Below are 21580 nucleotides of genomic sequence, written 5' to 3' on the forward strand. Positions count from 1 at the left end.
CCTGGGGCACGCGACCCGGCCCCCCGTTTCTCAGTAACGCCAGGGGGTGCCGGTCTCGCGGTACTCCTCCACAGGCACCAGCGGCACGCCGGGTGCCATCCGGTCGACGTACAGCCGCCCCTCCAGGTGGTCGATCTCGTGCGCGACCAGCCGCGCCATCGCGTACTCGAAGGACGTGATCACCCGGCTGCCGTCCCACAGGGCGTGTTCCACGTCGATCCGCAGCGGCCGGGGCACCAGGCCGCGGTGGTCGAAGAAGGACAGGCAGCCCTCGTACTGCTCGTCGGTCTCGGCGGCGGCGTCCACCACCCGGGGGTTGAGCAGCACCACCGGGTCGGCCGCCCGGTCGGCCGGGCGCACGAGCGCGGCGGACCAGCCGATGCCGAGCTGGGGCGCGGCGAGCCCGACGCCCTTGCTGAACGGGTGCAGCTCGTCCAGCCGGACCAGCATCGCGGCGAGCCGGTCCAGCACCTGCCGGGCGTGCGGTTCGTCGGCCGGCAGGTCGAACTGGCGGGCCCGCTGCCGCAGCAGGTCGTCGCCGCGCTGCACGATGCCCACTGCGCGCATCCGGTCGCTGGCCCGCACCCGGGCGCCGCCGGTGGGCGCGCTGTCCGGTTCGGCGTCCGGCTCGGGGCTGCGGAACCGCCACTGCATCCGGTAGCGGGCGTTCAGCGGCGGGTCGTCGGTCCCCCAGTCGAAGACCACCCGGCCGCCGTCCACCGAACGCTGGATCGGGGTACGCAGCGGCCCCTCCTCCGCCGACAGCGAGGTCTCCGCACCCCACACCTTGGGGTCGAGGTCCGCGGGCAGGTCGAGCCGCACCGCCAGGTGCCGGGTGGGCAGGCGTACGGCCCGCTGGAACCAGGGGCCCCACTTGTCCCGGCCGACGCGGTACGCGTACTCGATGGTGACCCGGTCGCCGGGGTAGAGCGGGAAGCGTCCCTCGTCGTTCTCGAACAGCAGCCAGATCTCCTTGAAGGCGTCCCGGTCGTGCTTGGCCCGCCAGTGCATCGGCTCGCGTCCGTTGCCGTCGTCCCGGTACGCGGTGAGTTGCAGCTCGGCGAAGGTGAGCGGGTGTTCCCGGTGGTGCCGGTTGGAGCGGCCGGGGTCGTTGGGGTAGCGGTCGACGGCGACCCGGACCAGGTAGCGGGTGACCGGTTCGGTGCCGGCGTTGTACAGCTCCCGCCGGATCGCGCAGTGGTAGCCGTCACCGGTGTGGGTGAGCGTCGCGACCTCCCGTTCCACCACGAGGCCGGTCCCCGGGGGCAGCCACTGGCCGGGGACGGGCGGGTCGCGGTGGGCCACGCCGGCGCGGCCGTGCCGCAGCTCGTCGTACTCCCGGAAGCGCTGCCAGATCGCGCCGCTGGCCTCCAGGACGGCCTCGGCCCGGCGGGCGAAGTCCTCGGTGGGCCGGTGCCGGCGCCCTTCGACGTGGCTGACGTAGGACGGGTCGAAGCCCATCATCGTGGCCAGTTGCTTCTTGGACAGCCCTCGGCCGGTCCGGTGCCGGGCGAGTTCGGCCGCGAACGAGTCGGCGGCACGCTCGATCGGTGAGGTCGTCATCAGCTTCCTCGTACGCGGGAAGACCATTTTCACGTTGAGTGGCCGAACGTGTACGGAAACTGCCTCGTATTCGACACTCACCTTGACTTTTCAGCGGCGTACATCGATCCTTATGCCGTCTGCCGCCGGTTCTCCGGCGGCGTTTTCCGTCTCCGAGGCCGGGTAGTACGCCACGGCCGTGGAGTGACGGGGGCCTCCCCGCGATACCGCGGCACCTCTTCCCCTCCCGCCGGGAGGGTGGTTAGGCTAGCCTTAGCTTGGGTCGACGGCACGCGCCGACCGCAGGGCGACAGGACAGGGGACGGCCAGGTGACTGCGGTGATGCCGGGGCGCGACGCCGCCACCCCGCTCGCCCCGGTCACAGCGACCCTGCGCGCCATGTTCGGCACCGACGACCTGCCCGGGCTCGCGCCCGGCCTGCTGGTCCACGACGAGCTGGACCGCTGGTCCCCTGTCAGCCGCCTGATCGACGGCACGCTGCTGTCCGAGTTCCTGACCGCCGCCGGCCGCCGCTGGGGCGGCACCCCGCACGCCTGCGCCGCGCTGGCCTGGAAGTCCTACAGCTACTGGACGGCGCTGCCCGCCGTGCTCGGCTGGGCGTCCGCCCGCCGGGTGCCGCTGCTCGGCCCGGCCGACGTGCTCGTGCACTTCGAGGACCACCACCAGCTCCTCACGCTGGGGCTGCGCGCCTCCACCACGGTGGCGGTGCTGCCGAGCGACCCGCTGGCCCTCTCCGGCGCACCGGGCGTACTGGTGGTCCCGGACGAGGCGGCGCTGCTCGGCGCGCTGCGCGCGTCCCTGCTCGACGCCCACTTCGCGCCGCTGATCGGCGCCATCCAGGGCGAGGTCCGGATCGGCACCCGTACGCTGCTCGGCTCGGTGGCCTCCGGCATGGCCCACGGCATCCTGCGCGCGTCGGACGCGCTGCCCGGCTCGGCCACGGCGGCCGTCGGCACGCTGCTCGGCGCGCTCGACCTGAGCGACCTGGTCGAGCTGGTGCCCGGCCCGGCCGGCGAGCCGACGGTGCAGCGGCGCACCTGCTGCCTGGCGTTCACGCTGCCCCGGCCCAAGGTGTGCCAGGGCTGCTGCGTCCGCCAGGCCTGACCGCTCAGTCGGCCAGCGGCCGGACGTCCCACAACCACACCCCGCCGGTACGCCTCGGCGTGATCCCGCTCAGCTCCGTCATCGCCCGGCGCAGCGCCTCGGCCTGCGGCAGCCGGGGGTCGAGGATCACCGCGCCGGCCCGCCAGTAGCGCAGGTCGTCCACGGCGGCCACCCGGTCCTGCGGCGTGATCGGCGGGACCGCGTCGGTGCGCCGTACCGTCTCGAAGAACGTGCTGGTCGGACGCGGCGGCGCGGTGAAGAGGGCGATCCGGTCCCCGCCGGGGCGGGTGTCCGGATAGAGGAAGTAGCCGCGGGCCAGCGGCATGTCCAGCCGGGTCTCGGCGGACCAGCGCAGCGGGACCGCGTACGTGGTGTCGGGCAGCGGCAGCGTAACGATGCTCCGTCCGTCGGCGACGTAGGGGCGCCAGGCGCCGGAGGTCACGAACGCCGGGGTCGGGTCGAGACGCTTCGCGGGCAGCGGGGTGGGCAGGATCGGCAGCAGCGCCATGGCGAGCACGGTGACCGTGGCGAACCGGATCTGACCGCGCGCGTCCGGGTGCCGTACGGCGAGCCGCCGGACCCGCTCGACGCCGAGCGCGAGCAGCACGCCGATGATCGGGGTGAGCGCGAGCGACCAGCGGGTGGGCACCACCGAGTGCAGGACCGGCAGGTTCTCCAGCGCGGCCCACGGGCCGGGGATGCCGGTGTCCTCCCCGTCGTAGCGGATCTCCCGGCCGAGTGAGAAGAGCACGAACACGAGTCCGACCGCCGCCAGCCCGAGCACCACGGCGTTGCGGCGCATCCACCAGACCAGCGCGACCACCAGGACCACCAGCGGCCAGCCGAAGAACGCGTTCTCCTCGGTGGCGTTCTTGACGAGCGGCTCACTGCCCCGGGCGTCGCCCGCCACCGACTCCCGCGACCAGGCCACGTACGCGGCGAGGTCGGTGGAGTAGCCGCGGATCAGCGTGGAGAGCCCGCTGTACGCGCCGGGGCCGAAGAACTGGACCCAGAGCGGGTACGCGAGCAGCGTCCCGGCGACCACCGCGGCGACCCCGAGCCCGGCGGCGAACGGGCGGGCCGCCGAGCGCAGCGCGGGACGGCCGAGCGCCAGCGCGAGCACCACCACGCCGAGCCCGATGGCGGTCATCAGCAGGATCTCCAAGTTGAGGAACGCCTGCCAGACGATCACCAGGCCGAGCAGGACGCCGTTGCGCAGCCACCGGCCGGGTTCGGCCAGGCGCAGCGTCCGCCAGATGATCAGCGGCACCACGAACTGGCTGACGATGTTGGGGTGCGAGTTGGCGTGCGAGATCATCGCCGGCGCGAACGCGCAGAAGGCGGCACCCAGCCAGGCCGGGCCGCGGGACTTCACGACAACTCGGGAGAGCAGGAAATACCAGGACACGCCGGTGGCGGCGAGCCCGAGAGTGAGGAAAATCAGAAAGGACCAGCGCGGGCCTGCCCAGAGCGTTATCGGGGTCAGCGGCAATGAAACGGATAATACGGACGTATTAGCCATGAGATTGACGACATCCGGCACATTCATCCGGTTCGAGGTGAACGGATAGGCGAAATCAGTGACGACGCGAGCACCATGCGCCATCATCCATTCGAATTGCGCCTGATCTGTCCGATTGTCCCGGATGCCATTACGCGGATCGACCCACAGTCGAGCGGTCACCCAGAACGCGAGCAGCACGAAGCTGAGCACGGCGAGCGCGTCGATCCGCCTACCCTGCCCCGATTTCGCCGCGCTCGCGCCGCTTTCCGGAGTAGTCATGACATTTCAGAGCGTAGTCAGGGTATGACGGGCACGTGCAATGTTCCGGGGAATCACGTACTATGTGCCGAGTTCGCCGAACGCCGAACAGGCACCCCTCCGGATCACAATTCGGCCCCCCTCCGTCCCCCGATTTCCCCCCTCAGCCATCCAGATGGTTGACTCTGACGGTCCAGGCGCGGGTCAGTCATATCGTGAGGAATCGACGCATGGCAGAAATCACTGGGGATCAGCGCGTCCAGTCCGAGGTGCTCGAAGGCCTGGCGACGGCTGTCAACCACCGGCAGTGGTTCGTCGAACTGGCGGTGCCCTACCTCGGTGACAACCCGATCGAGATCGGCAGCGGCCTCGGTGACTACGCCTCCGCCTGGGCGGCGTACGCACCCCGGATCACCGCCACCGAAGCCGACCCGGACCGGCTGATCCAGCTCAAGGAGCGGCTGTCCGACCACCCCGGCGTCGAGGTCCGGCAGATGCTGCTCCCGCACCACGAGCGCGGCGACTACAGCGCGGCCGTCTCCTACAACGTGCTGGAGCACATCGACGACCACGTGGGCGCGCTGCGCAGCATGCGGGATCTGGTCCGCCCGGGCGGCGCCGTCGTCATCATCGTGCCGGCGTTCCAGTTCGCCATGAGCCCCGCCGACATCGCCACCGGCCACGTCCGCCGCTACACGAGGAAGACGCTCGCCGCGGCGATGACCGAGGCGGGCCTCACCGTCGAGCGGATCCACTACGCCAACGCGCTCGGCCTGATCGGCTACTTCATGGCCACCAAGGTCTTCCGGCTGATGCCGAAGGAGGGCCCGATGGTGAAGGTGTACGACACGCTCGTCCTCCCCGTCACCAAGGCCGCCGAGCAGCGCGTCCGGCCGCCGTTCGGCCAGTCCGTCTTCGCCGTCGCCCGCGTCCCGGCCTGAGACCGGACCGGGGGCCGTCGCGGCCCCCGGCCCCTCGGTCACTCCTTGATCTGGTACGTGGGGCGGATGACCGCCCGGGCCAGGGTGTGGAACGCCAGGTTGAAGCCGACGAAGGCCGGGCTCGCTCCGGCCGGGATGTCGAGGCGGTCCACGTCCACCGCGTGCACCGCGAACACGTACCGGTGCGGACGGTCCCCGGCCGGCGGTGCCGCGCCCCCGTAGCCGGTGTCGCCGTAGTCGTTGCGGACGCTGAACGCGCCACCGAGGTCGGCCTCCCGCACGCCGCTGGGCAGCTCGGTGACGGACGCGGGCAGATTCACCAGTACCCAGTGCCAGAAGCCGCTGCCGGTCGGGGCGTCCGGGTCGAAGCACGTGACCACGAAGCTCTTGGTCTCGGCCGGGAAGCCCGACCAGGACAGATGCGGTGAGACGTTCTCGCCGCCGGTGCTGCCGTGCGCGTACCGCGCGTCCATCGGCTCGCCGTTGTGCACGTCGTCGCTGGTGAGGTCGAACGACGGCACCGTCGGCAGCAGCTCGTACGGGTCCGGGGCGATCGGTCGTTCCAGGGTCATCGAAACGGTCCTTCCGGGTACGCGAATGTCCTGCGCCCCTTCATACCCCGTTGTCCGCGCCACCGTGCTGTCGGCGCACCATCTCGTTGATCCAGGCCGGCGCGTACGGGGACGTGCACCCAGGCGGCGTCGGATAGTCCTTCAGAACCCCGAGCCGCTCACCGATCCCGATCGCGCGCTCCCGGTACGCGGCGTGCTCGATCCCGATCTGCGCCAGGCAGTGGTTCATCGCCCACTGGAGGCGCTCCGGAGCGTCCGCCATCTCCGCCTCGATCACGTCGAGCAGGCCGGCCAGGTCCAGCCCGTCCGGATTCCGCCCCACCCGCTCCGTGGTCAGCGCCCAGCCGGCGCTCGCCACCACCGGATCGGGGTCGGCCGACCAGGCCAGGCGCAGCGGCTCGGCGTGCGGGCTCTTCTTCACCACGTAGTTCACCAGCCAGTCGTGCACCTTCGGCGTCCGCGCCTCGCGCAGCATCGCGTCCAGCTCGTCCCGCCCGTACGCCTTCGGCCGGCAGATCAGCATCGCCAGCAGCCGGGCCGCGCTGTCGCCGGTCGCCCACAGCTCGCGGGCCAGCTCCTGCTGCGTCTTGAGCCGCTTCGCGACCGCCCGCAGCTTGCCCAGGTTGACCCCGTGGTCGTCACCGTGGCGCTCGTTCACCGCGCGGATCTTCGGGTCGTCGAGCGTGGCCAGCTCGGCCGTCACCTCAGCCACCGTCGTCGTCTCCGCCACCAGGGCCTCCCGCCGTCGCCGCACCCCGCAGCCTACGACCGGCCCGACGCTCTCGCTGTTCCGCCGCCCCGCCGTTCCTCCCCTCGGCCGCCCTGCCGTGCCGTCGCCCACATCCCGGCGCCCCACGTTCGTCGCCGCTGGTCGCGACGCCGGGCTGACGCACGGGTACGGCGCTTGCCCGCGACAACGCTGGAGCATGGGCTGAGCGGCGTGAAGGGAGATCAGCTACTGGCGGAGGGTGTGGGATTCGAACCCACGAAGACATCGCTGCCTTACCGGTTTTCAAGACCAGCGCCATCGGCCACTAGGCGAACCCTCCCGGCACGCCCCCGAGGGGTACGCGACCGGGGACCAGTCTGCCACGAACCCCGTACCGGGCAAGCCGCCGTCCCACCTCCCTTGCGAGAACGTGTGCGTGCGGGAGAGGCCGGCAGTGGTGCTGATCAGCGGAATCATGGTCGCCGACGAGTCCACAGTGGCCGAAGGGCCGGCGCGGCAGCCGTCCCGGGCGGTGCACCTGCGCGGCGACGGGCAGATCGGGTAAGACTGAACCATGCGCGCAGTCACGATCACGGAACCCGGCGAACCCGAGGCGCTCGTCTGGACCCACGTGCCGGATCCGGAGCCCGGTCCCGGCGAGGTGATCGTCGAGGTGCGGGCGAGCGCGGTGAACCGGGCCGACCTGTTGCAGCGGCAGGGGCACTACCCGCCGCCGCCGGGCGCGTCCGCGTACCCCGGTCTGGAGTGTTCGGGGACGGTGCGTGCGCTCGGTCCCGGCGTGACCGGCTGGTCGGTGGGCCAGGAGGTCTGCGCGCTGCTCGCCGGCGGCGGCTACGCCGAGCAGGTCGCGGTGCCGGCCGGGCAGTTGCTGCCGGTGCCGGCCGGGGTGGACCTGGTCGACGCGGCGGCGCTGCCGGAGGTGGCCTGCACGGTCTGGTCGAACGTGGTGGACCTGGCCCGGCTCGCCGAGGGGGACACGCTGCTGGTGCACGGCGGCGGCAGCGGGATCGGGACGTTCGCGATCCAGCTCGGCGTGGCGCTCGGCGCGACGGTGGTGGTGACCGCCCGCTCGGCGAAGCACGACCGGCTGCGGGAGCTGGGCGCCGCGCACACGATCGACTACCGCGAGCAGGACTTCGTCGACGAGGTACGCCGGGTCACCGACGGCCGGGGCGCGGACGTGATCCTGGACATCATGGGCGCGGCCTACCTGCCCCGGAACGTGGCGGCGCTGGCGACCGGCGGGCGGCTCGTGGTGATCGGGATGCAGGGCGGGCGCAAGGGCGAACTCGACCTGGGGATGCTGCTGGCGAAGCGGGCGGCGGTGCACGCGACGGCGCTGCGGTCCCGTCCGGTCGAGCAGAAGGCGGCCATCGTCCGGGGCGTACGCGAGCAGGTGTGGCCCCTGGTGGAGGCGGGCCGGGTCCGGCCGGTGGTGCACGCCCGGGTGGACATGGCCGACGCCGCCGCCGCGCACCGCCTGGTGGAGACGAACGACCACCTGGGCAAGGTGCTGCTGGTCCGGTGAGGGTCAGCCCTGGCCGGGGCGCGGGAGCATGAGGCGCGGGCCGGGGCCCTCGGCGGCGAGCGAGTCCTCCGGGTTGTAGAGCGTGCAGCGCTGCAACGACAGGCAGCCGCAGCCGATGCAGCCGTCCAGGTCGTCGCGGAGCTTGCCGAGCAGCCGGATCCGCTCGTCGAGCCGGTCCCGCCAGGCGCGGGACAGCGCGGCCCAGTCGTCGGGGGTGGGGGTACGCCCCGACGGCAGCGAGTCGAGCGCCGCCCGGATCTCCTCCAGCGAGACGCCGACCTGCTGGGAGATCCGGATGAACGCGACCCGGCGCAGCTCGGTGCGGGCGTAGCGGCGCTGGTTCCCGCCGGTGCGGGCGGCGTGGATCAGGCCGAGCCGCTCGTAGTAGCGCAGCGCCGAGGCGGCGACGCCGCTGCGGTCGGCGAGTTGCCCGATGGTCAGTGTTGCTTCGTGCATCACACGGCCTTGAGTTGAAGTTCGCTTCAAGTCCGAGGCTATCGGTATGACGACGACCACCGCCACCGGCCTGGGCGCGTTCCTGGACCGGGTGCGCGCCGGCCGCGAGTTCGGCGCCAACGTGTACTCGACGCTCGACGTGCTCCAGGTGCTCTACGACCGGGTGCTCCGGATCACCCCGGCCACCGTGTCCGACCCGGACCGGGACCGCTTCCTGCTCTCCAAGGGCCACGCGGTCGCCGGGTACTACGCGCTGCTCGCCGCCCGCGGCTTCCTGCCGGCCGAGTGGCTGGACGACCAGGGCGGCCCGGCGAGCCGGCTCGGCGACCACCCGGACCGGACGCTCGTGCCGGGCGTGGAGATCGGTTCCGGTTCGCTGGGCCACGGGCTCGGGCTGGGCGTGGGCACCGCGCTCGGGCTGCGGGCCCAGGGCCGTACCGGACCCCGGGTGTACGTGCTGCTCGGCGACGCCGAGCTGGACGAGGGCGCCAACCACGAGGCGATCGCGTACGCGGGCGCGACCGGACTGGGCAACCTCACCGCGATCGTGCTGGACAACCGCTCGGCCACGTACGGCTGGCCGGGCGGGGCGGCGAGCCGGTTCACGGTGAACGGGTGGAGCGCCGCAACTGTGGACGGGCGCGACCACGACGCCCTGCACGCCGCCCTCACCGGGCACGACGATCACCGGCCGCACGTCGTTGTCGCGGTCGTCACGGACGGGGAGTGACAATGAGCAGCACCATGCGGGACGCGTTCGTCACCAGCACCGAGGAGGTGCTCGCCGATCCGAGGACGACAGTAGTGCTCGCCGACATCTCCGCCGCCGCGTTCGAGCCGGCCGCCGCCCGCTACCCCGGCCGGGTCGTCAACGTCGGCATCCGGGAGCAGCTGATGATCGGGGTCGCAGGCGGGCTGGCGCTGACCGGGCAGCGGCCGATCGTGCACAGCTACGCCCCGTTCCTGGTCGAGCGGGCGTACGAGCAGATCAAGCTGGACCTCGACCACCAGGACGTCGGCGCGGTGCTCGTCGGCATCGGCGGCTCGTACGACCGGGCGGCGGCGGGACGCACCCACCTCGGGCCGGCGGACGTGGCGCTGCTGGACACGCTCCACGACTGGACCGTGCACGTGCCGGGGCACCCGGACGAGGTCCGGCCGCTGCTGCGCGACGTGGTGTGCGGGCAGGACTCGGCGTACCTGCGGCTGTCCATCCAGGCCAACGCGCAGGCGTACCCGCAGGCGGGTGACCTGCACGTGGTGCGCGACGCCGGGCCGGGCGCGCCGCTGCTGGTGGCCGTCGGTCCGGTGCTGGACGCGGCGGTGGCCGCGGTCGCCGACCGGCCGGTCACTGTGGCCTACACCCACCGGCCACGACCGTTCGACACGGCCGGGCTGCGGGCGCTCGCCGGGACCGAGGTGATCCTGGTCGAGCCGTACCTGGCGGGCACCTCGACGCGGGTGGTGTCGGAGGCGCTCGCCGACCGGCCGCACCGGCTGCTCGCGCTCGGGGTGGGCCGCAAGGACCTGCGCCGCTACGGCAGCGCCGAGGACCACGAACGCTGGCACGGCCTGGACGCGACCGGGCTGCGCCGCTCGGTCGAGGCGTTCCTCACCTGAGCGTCCCGGACACGGCGGAACCCCGCGACCTCGGCTCGTGCCGGGCTCGCGGGGTTCCGTCGACGCTGGCTCAGTGCGCGGCGGCGGGACCGGCCGGGCGGCGGCGGGCGCGCTCGCGGGCCAGGATCCAGATCGCCTCGACGCCGTCCTTCCAGGTGATCTTCTTGCCCTCCTCGCGGCCCCGGGCGCGGTAGCTGATCGGCACCTCGTACGGGCGGATGCGGCGGCGCAGCAGCTTGCCGGTGACCTCCGCCTCCATGCCGAAGCCGCGGGAGCGGACCTGGAGCGAGCGGTACAGCTCCAGCGGCATCAGCTTGAAGCAGGTCTCCAGGTCGCCGATGTAGGAGTTGTAGAGCACGTTCGCGGCGAGCGTGACGCCCTTGTTGCCCATCACGTACCAGAAGCTGTACGAGCTGTGGCTGCCGAAGGTCCGATTGCCGTAGACGACAGTCGCCCGGCCGTCGAGCACCGGCTCCAGCAGGCGCGGGATGTCCTGCGGGTCGTACTCCAGGTCGGCGTCGAGGATGACCATGTACTCACCCTCGGCGCTGTCGACGGCGGTCTTGATGGCCGCGCCCTTGCCGGCGTTGCGCTGGTGGGTGATCACCCGCAGGCGGGCGTCGTCCACGCGGCCGAGGACCTCGCCGGTGCCGTCCCGGCTGCCGTCGTCCACGACGACGAGCTCGATCTCGCAGGGGTAGTCCACCGCCAATGCCTGCTTGAGGGCATCCGCGATACGTTCTTCCTCGTTGTAGACCGGCATGAGGATCGAGAGCTTCACGGAATCTCCACGGAGGCGACGGCGGGTCGGGGCATAGCGTAGCCTGGCACATTGCTCAGGTCACGACAGCCCAGGCACCCTATTCCTGGCGAAGTGGTACGACCACGAGCCGGGCCACGCTCTTGTCGCCCTCCTTGGCGCCGGCCACCCCGACCGTCGTACCGATCTTGATGTCGCTCGATCGAATCGTGGTCCGGCGCTCAACCACCCGCAGCTTCTCGCCGAACGTCCACGTCACGGTGAAGCCGTCGGTGGACTTGACGGTCATCGACCTGTCGTCGATCGCCGTCACCTCGCCGCGCTGGACCGTGACGGTCTTCGTGCCGCCGTCCCTGGTCCGCACCACCGCCTCGCCGTGCAGCGTGTTGCGCCGCAGCAGCACCCGGGCCCGGTGCCGCTGGTGTCCCTGCTTCGCCCGCTCGCCCTCGCCGCCCGGCCCGGCCTTCGGGGTGCCGGAAGGCGCCGGCGCGGCCAGCGGATCCACGTCCAGTTCCCCGGCGTCGACGCCGAGTGCGGCGAGCGCCTGATCCTCCGTACCCAGGGCCGCGCTCACCTCGACCGCGTCGTCCGGTGCCGGGCCGGGCCGGGCTGCGCCGCACCCGGCGAGCCCGAGCGCGGCCGCGGCGAACAGTGCGGTGGCGCCGGTGACGATTCGCTGACGTGCCATCAGTGGTCCTCTCTCGCGGTGACGACCCGAGCGTTCCGCACCGATGCGAGGAGACGGTCAAGCCGATGTTCGAGCCCGGTAAGGATCCGGCGGCACCCGGACGGTGAAGGCGGCCCCGCCCTCCGGGGCGTGCCCGGCGACGATGTCCCCGCCGAGCCGGCGGACCAGCCCGGCGGCGAGCGCCAGGCCGAGTCCGCTGCCCACCTTGCGCACCCCCCGGTACCGCTCGTGCAGCGCGCCGCGCTCGAACGCCACCCGCAGGTCGTCGTCGGTGAAGCCGGGCCCGCCGTCCCGGACCTCCAGCACCCCGCCGCCCGCCGGGCCGTCGGCGCGGACCGCGAGCACCACCGGCGCCCCCGGCGGTACGACCCGCAGCGCGTTCTCCAGCAGCCCGTCGACCACCTGCCGGATCCGGCCCGGATCGGTGTACGCCGGCACCGGCACACCCGGCGTCTCCAGCCGGAACGGCACCCCGAGCGCCGCGCACCGGCCGGACCAGGCGCGCTCCGCGTCGGCGGCGAGCCCGGTCAGGTTCACCGGCACCGGTTCCAGGGGGAAGTCGACCGCCTCCAGCCGGGCCAGCGCCAGCAGGTCGCGGACCAGCCGGTCCAGGTGTTCGGCCTCGGCGAGCACGGTCCGGCCGGTCGCCGGCACCGCGTCGGCCTCGATCACGCCGTCGGCCAGCGCCTCGGCGTAGCCGCGGATGGCGGTGAGCGGGGTCCGCAACTCGTGCGAGACGGAGAGCAGGAACTCGCGCTGCCGCCCCTCGCTCGTGGCGAGCGCGGCGGCCAGGCCGTTCAGCGCGTACGCCAGGTCGGCCACCTCGTCGGGCGGCTCGACCGGTACGCGGACCGCCCGGTCCCCGGCACGCAGCCGCGCGGCGGCGGTGGCTGCGGTACGGATCGGCCGAGCAAGTCGGCGGGCGAGCAGCAGTCCGGCGGCCGCCCCGGCGGCGAGCCCGGCGAGCAGCGGCAGCCAGAGTCCGCGCAGCACCTGCCGCCAGGGCGCGGCGCTGCGGGCCCGGGTCAGCACCACACCGTCCCCGCCGGGCAGCGCCCGCGCCTCGACCAACCGGCGTTCCCCGTCGACAAGCCGCCGGCCGGAGACGTTCTCGCCACCGGCCACCCGTGTCACGAGCGGCCGGGGCAGGCCCGGACGGTCGGCCCGGCCGTCCCGGATCACGTACACCTCGATCTGCTGCTGGCGCAGTTGCCGGATGAGCCGGTCCCCGGCGCCGTCGCGCTGGCGTACCGGCCGGACCCGGAGCACGTCGGCGGCGAGCCGGGCCTGGGCGGCGAGCGCCTCCTGGTCCCGGCGTTCCGCGCCGCGTACCGCGAGGGGCACCGCGACGAGCGCGGTGACGAGCACCGACACCAGCGCCACCGCGCAGGTGGCGAGCACGGCGCGCGCGGTGAGCGTCCGCCCGGGGCGACGGCCGGGCCGGACCGGACCGGTGGGCGGCGTCGGCACCGAGGGCTGCGTCGGCACTGTGGGCGGCATCGGCACTGTGGGCGGCTCAGGCATCGGCGGCGTACCCGACGCCCCGATGGGTGCGGATCACGCTGTCCGGGCCGAGCTTGGCCCGCACCTGCGCCACGTGCACGTCGACGGTCCGGGTGCCGGCGTGCGCCGCGTACCCCCACACGCCCGCCAGCAGTTCCTCCCTGGTGAACACCCGGCCGGGCCGCGCCATCAGGTGGGCCAGCAGGTCGAACTCGGTGGAGGTGAGCTGCACCGGCGTACCGGCGGCGGTCACCGTGCGGCGGGCCGGGTCGAGCGTGACGGCGCCGAGCGTGCGGGGCTGCTCGGCGGGCGTGCCCGCGGTGCGGCGCAGCACCGCCCGCAGCCGGGCGAGCAGCTCGCGCGGGCTGAACGGCTTGGTGACGTAGTCGTCGGCGCCCAGTTCCAGCCCGACGACGCGGTCCACCTCGTCGTCGCGGGCGGTGAGGAAGATGACCGGCGTCCAGTCGCCGGCCGCGCGCAGGCGGCGGCAGATCTCGGTGCCGGCCAGGCCGGGCAACGCGATGTCGAGCACGCAGGCCACCGGGCGCAGGCGCCGCGCGGCGGCCAGCCCGGCCTCGCCGTCACGTTCCAGGTGTACGCCGAACCCGTCCCGGGTCAGGTACAGCCGGACCAGGTCGGCGATGGCCGGCTCGTCCTCCACCACGAGGACGAGCCCGGGCGGGGCGGCGGTGGTCACCGGCTCATGATGACCGACCGGCGACCGCCCGGCCGGTCAGGGAATGTTCGGATCAGGTAAGGAGGACGTCAGCGGGCCGGAGCGGGCCGCAGCACCGTCGGGCGGGCGCCCGCCGGCGACTCGCCGATGGTCGCCACCACCCGCTCGGCCGGCGTACGCAGGCGGGTGCGGAAGGCGTGGTTGAGCAGCGCGTCGAGCTGCCACACCTGCTTCGGGTGGTGGGTACGCAGGACGAAGCGCTCGCGCACCCCGTCGATCGCGGTGGCCGCCAGCTCCACGCTGTGCGCGCGGGCGTCAGGGCTCCACGTCACGTTGCTCAGCTCGCGCAGTTCGGTGTTGAGGTGCAGGCGCAGCCGGTGCAGCACCCGGGTCTGCCGGGTGACCACCAGCCGCCGGTGGGTGAGAAGCATCAGGTAGTCGCCGCCCACCGGGTCGTCCGGGCGGCTGCACCGGGTGACCAGGATGGTCGCGTCGCCGGAGCCGACGCACCGGCGGAACACCGGCATGTGCCGGGTGACGGTCTGGGTCGCCAGGCCGGTCTCGGCGGCGGCCGGAAGGAACGTTCGCGAGAACACGTCCATGCCCGGTCCAACGAGCCGATGACCAGGAGTGATATGGGTCACGCCCGATTTCTGGAACTTCCACACGTGCAAGTCGCACCCGCGGGTGCGACACCGGCGACCGGTCGGGTCAGAGAAGCTCGACGATCGTGGCGTTGGCCATGCCACCGCCCTCGCACATGGTCTGGAGGCCGTAGCGGATGCCGTTGTCCCGCATGTGCTGGAGCATCGTGGTCATGATCCGCGCGCCGGACCCGCCGAGCGGGTGACCGAGCGCGATCGCCCCGCCCCGGGGGTTGAGCCGCTCCGGGTCCGCCTCGGTCTCGGCCAGCCAGGCCAGCGGCACCGGGGCGAACGCCTCGTTCACCTCGTACACCCCGATCTCCTCGATGCCCAGCCCCGCGCGGCGCAGCGCCTTCGCGGTGGCCGGGATCGGCGCGGTGAGCATGGTGACCGGATCGTCGGCGGCGACCACGGCGGTGTGCACCCGGGCCAGCGGGCGCAGGCCGTGCCGGCTGGCCCACTCGGCGGTGGTGACCGCGAGCGCGGCGGCGCCGTCGGAGATCTGCGACGCGGACCCGGCGGTGACCACGCCGTCGGCGCGGAACGGGGTGGCCAGCTCGCCCAGCTTCGCCAGCGAGGTGTCGCGGCGGATGCCCTCGTCGGCGGAGAACTTGCCGCCGTCGGCGAGCGCCACCGGGGCGAGTTCGGCCTCGAACGCCCCCGCGTCCTGCGCGGCGGCGGCCTTCTCGTGGCTGGCGAGCGCGAACTCGTCGAGCTGGGTACGCGAGAAGCGCCACCGCTGCGCGATCAGCTCCGCCCCGACGCCCTGGTTGAACGGCAACGGGGAGTCCTCCGCGACGCCCTCGACGCCGCGGTAGCGCTCCAGGATCGCCGCGCTGAACGGCATGCCGCCGGCGACGCTGGAACCCATCGGCACCCGGGTCATCGACTCGACGCCACCGGCCACGACCAGGTCGGCCTGGCCGGACAGGACCATCGCGGCGGCGAAGTGCAGCGCCTGCTGGCTGGACCCGCACTGGCGGTCGAGCGTGGTGCCCGGTACCGACTCCGGCCAGCCGGCGGCGAGCACGGCGTTGCGGGCCACGTTCCAGGACTGCTCGCCGACCTGCGACACACAGCCCCACACGACGTCGTCGACCTGGCCCGGGTCGATGCCGGTGCGCTCGGCGAGCGCGCGCAGCACGTGCGCCGAGAGGTCGACCGGGTGCACTCCGGCGAGGCTGCCCTTGCGCCGCCCGACCGGGGTCCGTACCGCGCCGACGATGACCGCGTCACTCATGTCTACTCCCCGGTAACCTCGCTTGCCCCGATCCTACGTGCTGATCCGACCGGTCGTCCTCCCCCGGCGTGCGGCAGGTGCGGCTGGCATGCTGGGCGGATGGATCCACAGTCGCCGCCGGTCCGGCAGTGGCGGGTACCGCGCGAGGTGCCGGTGCTCAAGGCGGTGGGCGCGCTCGCGCTCGTCGCCCTGGGGCTGGTCTTCGCCGGCGGGGACCCGGTCCGGCCGGCGCTCGCCGGACTGGCCGCCGCCGGTCTGCTCGCCTGGGCGCTGCGCGACGTGGTCGCCCCGGTCCGCCTCGCCGTCGACCCGGACGGGCTCACCGTGCTGCGGGGGTTCGCCGGGCGGCGCCGGCTGCCGTGGGACGCGGTGGAGGCGATCCGCCTGGACCGGCGCAGCCGGCGCGGGATCACCGCCGAGACGCTGGAGATCGACGCCGGGGAGTCGCTGCACCTGTTCGGCCGCCGCGACCTGGACGCCCCGCTGGACGAGGTGGCCGCGGCGCTGGACGAGGCCCGCCCCGCGCGCTGAGGCTCAGCCGAGCAGCGCGGCGGTGCGGACCAGCGTCAGGCCGATCAGCGCGACCAGCACGATCGCGCAGCCCGCCACCTGGAACACGGTGCGCCGCGACCGGGGCGCGTACGCCAGGACCAGCGCCACCAGCGCGCCGGCCACGAGACCGCCGAGGTGCCCGGCCACCGAGATGCTCGGCACGGTGAACGTGAAGATCAGGTTGATCACCAGGATCGGCACGATCGCCGAGGTGTCCCGGCCGAGCCGCCGCATGATCACGAATACGGCGGCGAACAGGCCGAACACGGCGGTCGAGGCGCCGGCCGTGAACCGGTTCGGCTCGGTGAAGACGTACGCCGCGACGTTGCCGCCGAGCCCGGCGAGCAGATAGAGCGCCAGGAAGCGCAGCGGCCCGAGCACCGCCTCCAGCGTCCGGCCGAGCACCCAGAGCGCCCACATGTTCAGCAGCAGGTGCAGCACGCCGTAGTGCAGGAACATGGCGGTGACCAGCCGGTACCACTCGCCGTCGGCCACCCCGCCGACGTGCCCGTCGGGGAAGCGCGCCAGGCCGAGCACCGCACCCCACTCGGTGAGCGGCGTCCCGTTGCCCATCAGGCCGCCCAGGCCACCGCCGGCCACCGCGGTCCCGCTGCGGGCCGAGAGGATGGACAGCAGCATCATCACCACGTTCAGCGCGATCAGCGCCTTCGTGACGTTGCCCTGGCGGCCGGCGGCACCGCCACCGAAGGCGGTACGCGCCGGCCGCACGCTGCGGCGGCCCTCGGCGACGCACTCCGGGCACTGGTGGCCGACGGAGGCGTCCCGCATGCACTCGGTGCAGATCGGCCGATCGCATCGACTGCACCGGATGTAGGTCTCCCGGTCGGGGTGCCGGTAGCAGACCGGAGTGGTCGGCACCGGACCCCCGGTGGCGTCGCCTGGCTGGCCGGAGCGCTCAGTCATGCGAGCAAAGGTACCCGCGTGCCGCTCAGGACTGCTTGTGCTCGATCTCGACCCGCTCGATCACCACGTCCTGGATCGGCCGGTCGCTCGGGCCGGTCGGGGTGTTGGCGATCGAGTCGACCACCTTCGCGGACTGCTCGTCGGCCACCTGGCCGAAGATGGTGTGCCGGTTGTTCAGGTGTGGCGTGGGCGACACCGTGATGAAGAACTGCGAACCGTTGGTGCCCGGCCCGGCGTTCGCCATCGCCAGCAGGTACGGCCGGTCGAAGCGCAGCTCGGGGTGGAACTCGTCGGCGAACTTGTAGCCCGGGCCACCGCGGCCGGTGCCGGTCGGGTCGCCCATCTGAATCATGAAACCGCTGATCACGCGGTGCGAGACGGTGCCGTCGTAGTACGGCCCGCTGCCCGGCTGACCGGTACGCGGGTCGATGTACTCCCGGGTGCCCTCGGCCAGCTCCACGAAGTTGCGGACGGTCTTCGGCGCGTGGTTCGGGAAGAGCTCCAGCCGGATCGGGCCGGCGTTGGTGTGCAAGGTGGCGTAGACAGCCTCGGCCACGGGTACTCCTCACTCGTAGTTCAGTTCCTTGCGGATCCTCCCATGTGCCCGATCTGGCCATGCGGAGGCATTCGAAGGTGGAGGATGACGAAGGAACAACTCCCAGGAGGTGGGACCGTGTTTGGAATCGGGCGGCGAAAGACCCAGGGCCAGCTCGCGAAGGTCGAGTTGAACCAGGGCATCGGTCACCTGAGGCAAGCCGCCACGCACGCGGCGAAGGGTGCCGGCGCCACTGTCGGCCCGCGGGTCCAGGCAGCCCGGGTCGCCGTCGCACCGACCGCGGTCCTGGTCCGGGACCGCGCGTCCAGCGGGTTCGCGTCGACCGCCGCGGCGCTCGCGCCGGTGCTGCTGGCCGTGCGCAACGCCCGGGTCGAGGCCGCCGGCAAGGCGTCGAGCGGCCGCAAGGTGATGGCCGCGAAGCAGTCCGCGATGACGAAGAAGGCGAAGAACATGAAGGCCGGAAAGAAGAAGCAGCGCAGGTCGCGGGGCATGACCGCGGGCCTGCTGGTGGCCGGCACCGTCGCCGGCCTGGCCGGTGCGATGGCCATGCGCCGCCGCCGCGAGCAGCAGGAGTGGGCCGAGTACGACCCGACCGGCACGCTCGGCGCGACGGGCACGCTCGGCGCGACGGGCACGCTCGGCGCGACCGGTCGCGACAAGCTGGAGCCGATGCGGGAGGACGTGGACACGATCGTGGTGGATACCCCGGACGCGAGCGCGAAGGTGACGCAGGCCGGTCCGACCGGCGCCGGCTCCTCGGCGGTGGCCAAGGGCAGCAGCGCGTCGACCGCCACCTCCGGCAGCCAGCCGGTGATCCACCCGACCGACCAGGTCCCCTCCGTCGCCGAGGGCGCCCGGGACGTCTCCGGCCGCCCGGCCGACGACATCACCAAGGCCGTCCAGGCCGGCAAGAACGCCGCGAAGGCCGCCGGTCGCCGCTGACCTCGTACCGTCGGATCAGCGCCGGCACGCGGGACACCCCGCGTGGCCGGCGCTTCCGCGTGTACGGGGTGGCGCGGCCGGCGGCGGCCCGCCGTGGCGCGGCGGTTACAGCCAGCCGTTGCGGCGGAACAGACGGTAGAGCGTGAAGGACGCCACGAGCATCAGCGCCCAGACGCCCGGATAGCCGTACGTCCATTTCAGCTCGGGCATGTTGTCGAAGTTCATGCCGTAGATGCCGGCGATCGCCGTCCACACCGCACCGATCGCGGCCCAGGCGGCGATCTTGCGCATGTCATTGTTCTGGTCGACGGTGACCTGGGCCAGCCGGGCCTGGAGGATCGAGTTGAGCAGGTCGTCGTAGGAGTTCACCTGCTCGACGGTGCGGCTGAGGTGGTCCTGCACGTCGCGGAAGTAGCGCCGTACCTCCTGCGGCACCGCGCGGTTGACCTGCGAGGTGAGCGTGATCAGCGGCCGCTGCAACGGCACCACCGCCCGCTTGAACTCGACCAGCTCCCGCTTCATCTGGTAGATCCGCTGGATCCGGCCGCTGCTCTGCCTGTCGAAGACGTCCGCCTCCAGCACGTCGAGGTCGTCCTCCAGCCGGTCGGCCACCTCCAGGTAGAGGTCCACCACCCGGTCGGTGATCGCGTACGCGACCGCCCACGGGCCGTGCCGCAGCAGGTCCCGCTTCGCCTCCAGGTCGGCGCGCACCGGCGCCAGCCGGCAGGCGTCGCCGTGCCGCACACTGATCACGAAGTGCGGCCCGATGAAGAGCATCACCTGGCCGGTCTCCACCACCTCGGAGTTCTCGGTCAGCTCGGCGTGCTCGCAGTAGCGGGCGGTACGCAGCACCAGGAAGACGATCTCGCCGAAGTGTTCCAGCTTCGGGCGCTGCTGGGCCTTGACCGCGTCCTCCACCGCCAGCTCGTGCAGGCCGAAGGTGGCGGCGATCTCGGTCATCTCGGTCAGGTCCGGCTCGTGCAGGCCGAGCCAGACGAAGCCGTCCCGCTCCTGCCGGGCGGCGGCCAGGGCCTCGGCGTACCCGGGGCGGCCGGGGCGGCGCTCGCCGTCGACGTACAGCCCGCAGTCGACGATGCCGCTGCGTTCCGGGCCGGCCGGCTGGGGCGTACGCGGGGAGCCGTCCGCGTTGAGGATGCGGGACATCGCGCGTACCGGGGCCGACCAGGCGCGGGGGCGCAGGGCCCGGCTGCCGTCGGTGCCGGCGGTTCGGTCGCGTGCCACCCGGTCCGTCATCTCTCGCCCCCTTCCCCTGAAGCTGCGGCTTGCAGGTTACGCCGACCGGCGGGAAGCGCAGCGCGGGCGCGGGTGCGGGGGACGGGCGGTTGCGACGGGCGTCACGCGGCGGCGCCGGGCGGGCCGGGCCGCGTCAGGGGGGTGAGGGGCGACACGGCCCACCCGGCACCCCTTGGGGGCGGGAGTGATGCTGGGCGTGCCGCCGGCCCGGCCGGTCGTCCGGCGTGCGGGCTGGTCACCGGCAGAAGGTGAGCGGCACTCGCAGCATTGTGGGGGTGCCGGCCGGTCCGGCGGGAGTGCCGAACCGGCCAGCGGGGCCTTTTTGTCAGAAACCCGACAGAAAATCAGCCGCGCACGGCGCCCATCGCCTCCGCGAGACGCCGCACACCCTCGTCGATCCGGTCCGCCGTCACCGCCGAGTACGCCAGGCGCAGCGCGTGCCGGCCGCCGTCGACCATGAAGTCGCTGCCCTTCACCACCGCCACGCCGCGCTCGGCGGCAGCCGGGGCGAGCCGGTCGACGTCCACGTCCTCGGGCAGCTCCACCCAGAGGAAGTAGCCGCCGTCCGGCTCCACGAACCGGGCCTCCGGGATGTGCCGGCGCAGCGACTCGGCCAGCACCGCCGACCGCTCGCCGAGCGCCGAACGGACCGTCCGGATCGACTCGTCGATCGCGCCGGAGACGCAGAACTGGTGCACGATCGCCTGCGCCACCATGCCGGGCGAGATGTAGAGGTTGGTGGCCCGCTTGGCGATCGCCGCGATCAGCTCGGCCGGGCCGACCAGGTAGCCGACCCGGACGCCCGGGCAGACCGTCTTGGTGAAGCTGGAGGCGTGCACCACCACGCCCCGGCTGTCCATCGACAGCATCGAGGGCAGCGGCTCGCCCCGGAACCGGATGTCCGCGTACGGGTCGTCCTCGAAGATCGTGAACTCGTACTCGGCGGCCAGGTCCAGCAGCTCACGGCGCTTCTCCAGGGAGAGCGTCACGCCGGCCGGGTTCTGGTAGTTGGGGATCACGTGGGCCAGCCGCGGCCGTACCCCGGACTCCAGCAGCTTGCGCAGCTCGGCGGTGTCCAGGCCGTCCGGCTGGATCGTCACGCCGTGCACCTCGCCGCCCATCTGCTTCAGGTTGAGCAGCGTGCGGTCGTACGTCGGGCGCTCGACCACCACCGCGTCGCCCCGGCGGACCAGGTGGTCGAAGAGGAACGCGTCGGCCTGCAACGAGCCGTTGGTGATCAGCACCTGGTCGGCCTCGACACCGTGCTTCTCGGCGATCCACTTCCGCAAGGGCGGGTAGCCGACGGAGGTGCCGTACGCGGTGACCCCCGCGGGGTCGGCGTCGAAGGCGCGGACGGCGGCGGCCTTGAGCCCCTCGACATCGACGATGTCCAGCGAAGGCGCGCCACGGGCGAACGAGATCAGCTGCTCGGCGGTCATGCGCAGAGCCTAGGGCCTGGCCCGGCGGGTCCGACCGCGATACACGCGAAGTTCAACATGCGGGCGGCCGGCCGGGCCACCGGTGCGTCCGGGGGATCCGAGACCGCCTCGCGACTGTCTACGATC

Annotated in this window: 23 protein-coding genes and 1 tRNA gene; 8 read left to right on the top strand and 16 right to left on the bottom strand. The window is 73.0% G+C overall.

The annotated features are described in order from the left end of the window. Positions 1-30 precede the first annotated feature (30 nt). Positions 31-1563 carry a peptide deformylase gene (locus CLT75_RS23395; protein WP_135242481.1) on the bottom strand — a complete coding sequence of 511 codons (1533 nt, stop codon included), beginning with the start codon at positions 1561-1563 and terminating at the stop codon, positions 31-33. Positions 1564-1884: 321 nt separating this feature from the next. On the opposite strand from CLT75_RS23395, the gene CLT75_RS23400 reads away from it, so the two are divergent. Then, the gene (locus tag CLT75_RS23400; protein WP_135244108.1) at positions 1885-2667 is read left to right on the top strand and encodes a hypothetical protein; all 783 of its coding nucleotides are present in this window, start codon (positions 1885-1887) and stop codon (positions 2665-2667) included. Positions 2668-2671: 4 nt separating this feature from the next. Here CLT75_RS23400 and CLT75_RS23405 read toward each other — a convergent pair whose 3' ends face one another. Further along, the gene (locus CLT75_RS23405) at positions 2672-4450 is read right to left on the bottom strand and encodes a DUF6311 domain-containing protein (RefSeq protein ID WP_135242482.1); all 1779 of its coding nucleotides are present in this window, start codon (positions 4448-4450) and stop codon (positions 2672-2674) included. Between the two features lie 209 nt (positions 4451-4659). Between CLT75_RS23405 and CLT75_RS23410 the strand changes: the two genes are divergently transcribed. Further along, entirely contained in the window at positions 4660-5370 is a 711-nt protein-coding gene (locus CLT75_RS23410; protein ID WP_135242483.1) for a class I SAM-dependent methyltransferase, read from the top strand. Between the two features lie 38 nt (positions 5371-5408). On the opposite strand, the gene CLT75_RS23415 is transcribed toward CLT75_RS23410, so the two are convergent. The 3 genes from CLT75_RS23415 to CLT75_RS23425 form a co-directional block, all read right to left on the bottom strand. Continuing rightward, positions 5409-5942 (bottom strand): YbhB/YbcL family Raf kinase inhibitor-like protein, encoded by a 534-nt coding sequence (locus tag CLT75_RS23415; protein ID WP_135242484.1) that lies wholly within the window; start codon positions 5940-5942, stop codon positions 5409-5411. 40 nt (positions 5943-5982) lie between these two features. Further along, positions 5983-6672, bottom strand: coding sequence for a DNA alkylation repair protein (locus CLT75_RS23420; protein WP_135242485.1), 690 nt, complete (start codon positions 6670-6672; stop codon positions 5983-5985). A gap of 229 nt (positions 6673-6901) precedes the next feature. Next, positions 6902-6991: transfer RNA gene (locus tag CLT75_RS23425), tRNA-Ser, on the bottom strand. Positions 6992-7087: 96 nt separating this feature from the next. Here CLT75_RS23425 and CLT75_RS33440 point away from each other — a divergent pair. Further along, positions 7088-7216, top strand: coding sequence for a hypothetical protein (locus CLT75_RS33440; protein ID WP_486485255.1), 129 nt, complete (start codon positions 7088-7090; stop codon positions 7214-7216). Positions 7217-7225: 9 nt separating this feature from the next. Next, positions 7226-8200: an NAD(P)H-quinone oxidoreductase gene (locus CLT75_RS23430; protein ID WP_135242486.1), complete on the top strand. Its 975-nt coding sequence runs from the start codon at positions 7226-7228 to the stop codon at positions 8198-8200. Between the two features lie 3 nt (positions 8201-8203). On the opposite strand, the gene soxR is transcribed toward CLT75_RS23430, so the two are convergent. Beyond that, the gene (soxR, locus tag CLT75_RS23435; RefSeq protein WP_135242487.1) at positions 8204-8656 is read right to left on the bottom strand and encodes a redox-sensitive transcriptional activator SoxR; all 453 of its coding nucleotides are present in this window, start codon (positions 8654-8656) and stop codon (positions 8204-8206) included. A gap of 46 nt (positions 8657-8702) precedes the next feature. Between soxR and CLT75_RS23440 the strand changes: the two genes are divergently transcribed. Together CLT75_RS23440 and CLT75_RS23445 are read left to right on the top strand one after the other, a co-directional pair. Further along, positions 8703-9386 carry a thiamine pyrophosphate-dependent enzyme gene (locus tag CLT75_RS23440; RefSeq protein WP_135242488.1) on the top strand — a complete coding sequence of 228 codons (684 nt, stop codon included), beginning with the start codon at positions 8703-8705 and terminating at the stop codon, positions 9384-9386. A 14-nt stretch (positions 9387-9400) separates the two neighbouring features. Next, on the top strand, positions 9401-10276 hold the full coding sequence (locus CLT75_RS23445) for a transketolase (RefSeq protein ID WP_167797012.1): 876 nt from the start codon (positions 9401-9403) through the stop codon (positions 10274-10276). 70 nt (positions 10277-10346) lie between these two features. Here the strand turns inward: CLT75_RS23445 and CLT75_RS23450 are convergent, their stop codons facing one another. The 6 genes from CLT75_RS23450 to CLT75_RS23475 all read right to left on the bottom strand — a co-directional run bounded on the left by CLT75_RS23450 (position 10347) and on the right by CLT75_RS23475 (position 15787). After that, entirely contained in the window at positions 10347-11057 is a 711-nt protein-coding gene (locus CLT75_RS23450) for a glycosyltransferase family 2 protein (protein WP_135242490.1), read from the bottom strand. 79 nt (positions 11058-11136) lie between these two features. Continuing rightward, the gene (locus CLT75_RS23455; RefSeq protein ID WP_135242491.1) at positions 11137-11724 is read right to left on the bottom strand and encodes a hypothetical protein; all 588 of its coding nucleotides are present in this window, start codon (positions 11722-11724) and stop codon (positions 11137-11139) included. 57 nt (positions 11725-11781) lie between these two features. Continuing rightward, on the bottom strand, positions 11782-13224 hold the full coding sequence (locus CLT75_RS23460) for a sensor histidine kinase (RefSeq protein WP_486485363.1): 1443 nt from the start codon (positions 13222-13224) through the stop codon (positions 11782-11784). Between the two features lie 16 nt (positions 13225-13240). Next, positions 13241-13924: a response regulator transcription factor gene (locus CLT75_RS23465; protein WP_030499376.1), complete on the bottom strand. Its 684-nt coding sequence runs from the start codon at positions 13922-13924 to the stop codon at positions 13241-13243. A 68-nt stretch (positions 13925-13992) separates the two neighbouring features. Continuing rightward, the gene (locus CLT75_RS23470; protein ID WP_013289256.1) at positions 13993-14505 is read right to left on the bottom strand and encodes a hypothetical protein; all 513 of its coding nucleotides are present in this window, start codon (positions 14503-14505) and stop codon (positions 13993-13995) included. Positions 14506-14614: 109 nt separating this feature from the next. Beyond that, a complete protein-coding gene (locus CLT75_RS23475) occupies positions 14615-15787 on the bottom strand; it encodes an acetyl-CoA C-acyltransferase (protein WP_135242493.1) in 1173 nt (390 codons plus the stop codon). A gap of 99 nt (positions 15788-15886) precedes the next feature. Between CLT75_RS23475 and CLT75_RS23480 the strand changes: the two genes are divergently transcribed. Continuing rightward, on the top strand, positions 15887-16318 hold the full coding sequence (locus CLT75_RS23480) for a PH domain-containing protein (protein WP_030272641.1): 432 nt from the start codon (positions 15887-15889) through the stop codon (positions 16316-16318). A 3-nt stretch (positions 16319-16321) separates the two neighbouring features. Here the strand turns inward: CLT75_RS23480 and CLT75_RS23485 are convergent, their stop codons facing one another. Together CLT75_RS23485 and CLT75_RS23490 are read right to left on the bottom strand one after the other, a co-directional pair. Next, positions 16322-17263 carry a rhomboid family intramembrane serine protease gene (locus tag CLT75_RS23485; protein WP_167796951.1) on the bottom strand — a complete coding sequence of 314 codons (942 nt, stop codon included), beginning with the start codon at positions 17261-17263 and terminating at the stop codon, positions 16322-16324. Between the two features lie 25 nt (positions 17264-17288). Then, complete coding sequence (locus CLT75_RS23490) at positions 17289-17819, bottom strand: peptidylprolyl isomerase (RefSeq protein WP_013289260.1); 531 nt, start codon at positions 17817-17819, stop codon at positions 17289-17291. Positions 17820-17903: 84 nt separating this feature from the next. Between CLT75_RS23490 and CLT75_RS23495 the strand changes: the two genes are divergently transcribed. Beyond that, the gene (locus tag CLT75_RS23495; RefSeq protein ID WP_135242494.1) at positions 17904-18761 is read left to right on the top strand and encodes a hypothetical protein; all 858 of its coding nucleotides are present in this window, start codon (positions 17904-17906) and stop codon (positions 18759-18761) included. A 105-nt stretch (positions 18762-18866) separates the two neighbouring features. Here CLT75_RS23495 and corA read toward each other — a convergent pair whose 3' ends face one another. After that, positions 18867-20015 carry a magnesium/cobalt transporter CorA gene (corA, locus tag CLT75_RS23500; RefSeq protein WP_135242495.1) on the bottom strand — a complete coding sequence of 383 codons (1149 nt, stop codon included), beginning with the start codon at positions 20013-20015 and terminating at the stop codon, positions 18867-18869. Between the two features lie 344 nt (positions 20016-20359). Then, a complete protein-coding gene (locus CLT75_RS23505; RefSeq protein ID WP_135242496.1) occupies positions 20360-21454 on the bottom strand; it encodes an aminotransferase-like domain-containing protein in 1095 nt (364 codons plus the stop codon). Between the last annotated feature and the right edge of the window lie 126 nt (positions 21455-21580).

The organism is Micromonospora sp. CNZ285, assembly GCF_004637285.1.

Coding starts and splice junctions, on each gene's coding strand:
- CLT75_RS23460 (WP_486485363.1), bottom strand. CDS start 13,224: ATGCCGCCCACAGTGCCGACGCAGCCCTCGGTGCCGACGCCGCCCACC.
- corA (WP_135242495.1), bottom strand. CDS start 20,015: ATGACGGACCGGGTGGCACGCGACCGAACCGCCGGCACCGACGGCAGC.
- soxR (WP_135242487.1), bottom strand. CDS start 8,656: ATGCACGAAGCAACACTGACCATCGGGCAACTCGCCGACCGCAGCGGC.
- CLT75_RS23405 (WP_135242482.1), bottom strand. CDS start 4,450: ATGACTACTCCGGAAAGCGGCGCGAGCGCGGCGAAATCGGGGCAGGGT.
- CLT75_RS23395 (WP_135242481.1), bottom strand. CDS start 1,563: ATGACGACCTCACCGATCGAGCGTGCCGCCGACTCGTTCGCGGCCGAA.
- CLT75_RS23485 (WP_167796951.1), bottom strand. CDS start 17,263: ATGACTGAGCGCTCCGGCCAGCCAGGCGACGCCACCGGGGGTCCGGTG.
- CLT75_RS23475 (WP_135242493.1), bottom strand. CDS start 15,787: ATGAGTGACGCGGTCATCGTCGGCGCGGTACGGACCCCGGTCGGGCGG.
- CLT75_RS23440 (WP_135242488.1), top strand. CDS start 8,703: ATGACGACGACCACCGCCACCGGCCTGGGCGCGTTCCTGGACCGGGTG.
- CLT75_RS23400 (WP_135244108.1), top strand. CDS start 1,885: ATGCCGGGGCGCGACGCCGCCACCCCGCTCGCCCCGGTCACAGCGACC.
- CLT75_RS23505 (WP_135242496.1), bottom strand. CDS start 21,454: ATGACCGCCGAGCAGCTGATCTCGTTCGCCCGTGGCGCGCCTTCGCTG.
- CLT75_RS23455 (WP_135242491.1), bottom strand. CDS start 11,724: ATGGCACGTCAGCGAATCGTCACCGGCGCCACCGCACTGTTCGCCGCG.
- CLT75_RS23480 (WP_030272641.1), top strand. CDS start 15,887: ATGGATCCACAGTCGCCGCCGGTCCGGCAGTGGCGGGTACCGCGCGAG.
- CLT75_RS23430 (WP_135242486.1), top strand. CDS start 7,226: ATGCGCGCAGTCACGATCACGGAACCCGGCGAACCCGAGGCGCTCGTC.
- CLT75_RS23495 (WP_135242494.1), top strand. CDS start 17,904: ATGACGAAGGAACAACTCCCAGGAGGTGGGACCGTGTTTGGAATCGGG.
- CLT75_RS23470 (WP_013289256.1), bottom strand. CDS start 14,505: ATGGACGTGTTCTCGCGAACGTTCCTTCCGGCCGCCGCCGAGACCGGC.
- CLT75_RS23415 (WP_135242484.1), bottom strand. CDS start 5,942: ATGACCCTGGAACGACCGATCGCCCCGGACCCGTACGAGCTGCTGCCG.
- CLT75_RS23445 (WP_167797012.1), top strand. CDS start 9,401: ATGCGGGACGCGTTCGTCACCAGCACCGAGGAGGTGCTCGCCGATCCG.
- CLT75_RS23410 (WP_135242483.1), top strand. CDS start 4,660: ATGGCAGAAATCACTGGGGATCAGCGCGTCCAGTCCGAGGTGCTCGAA.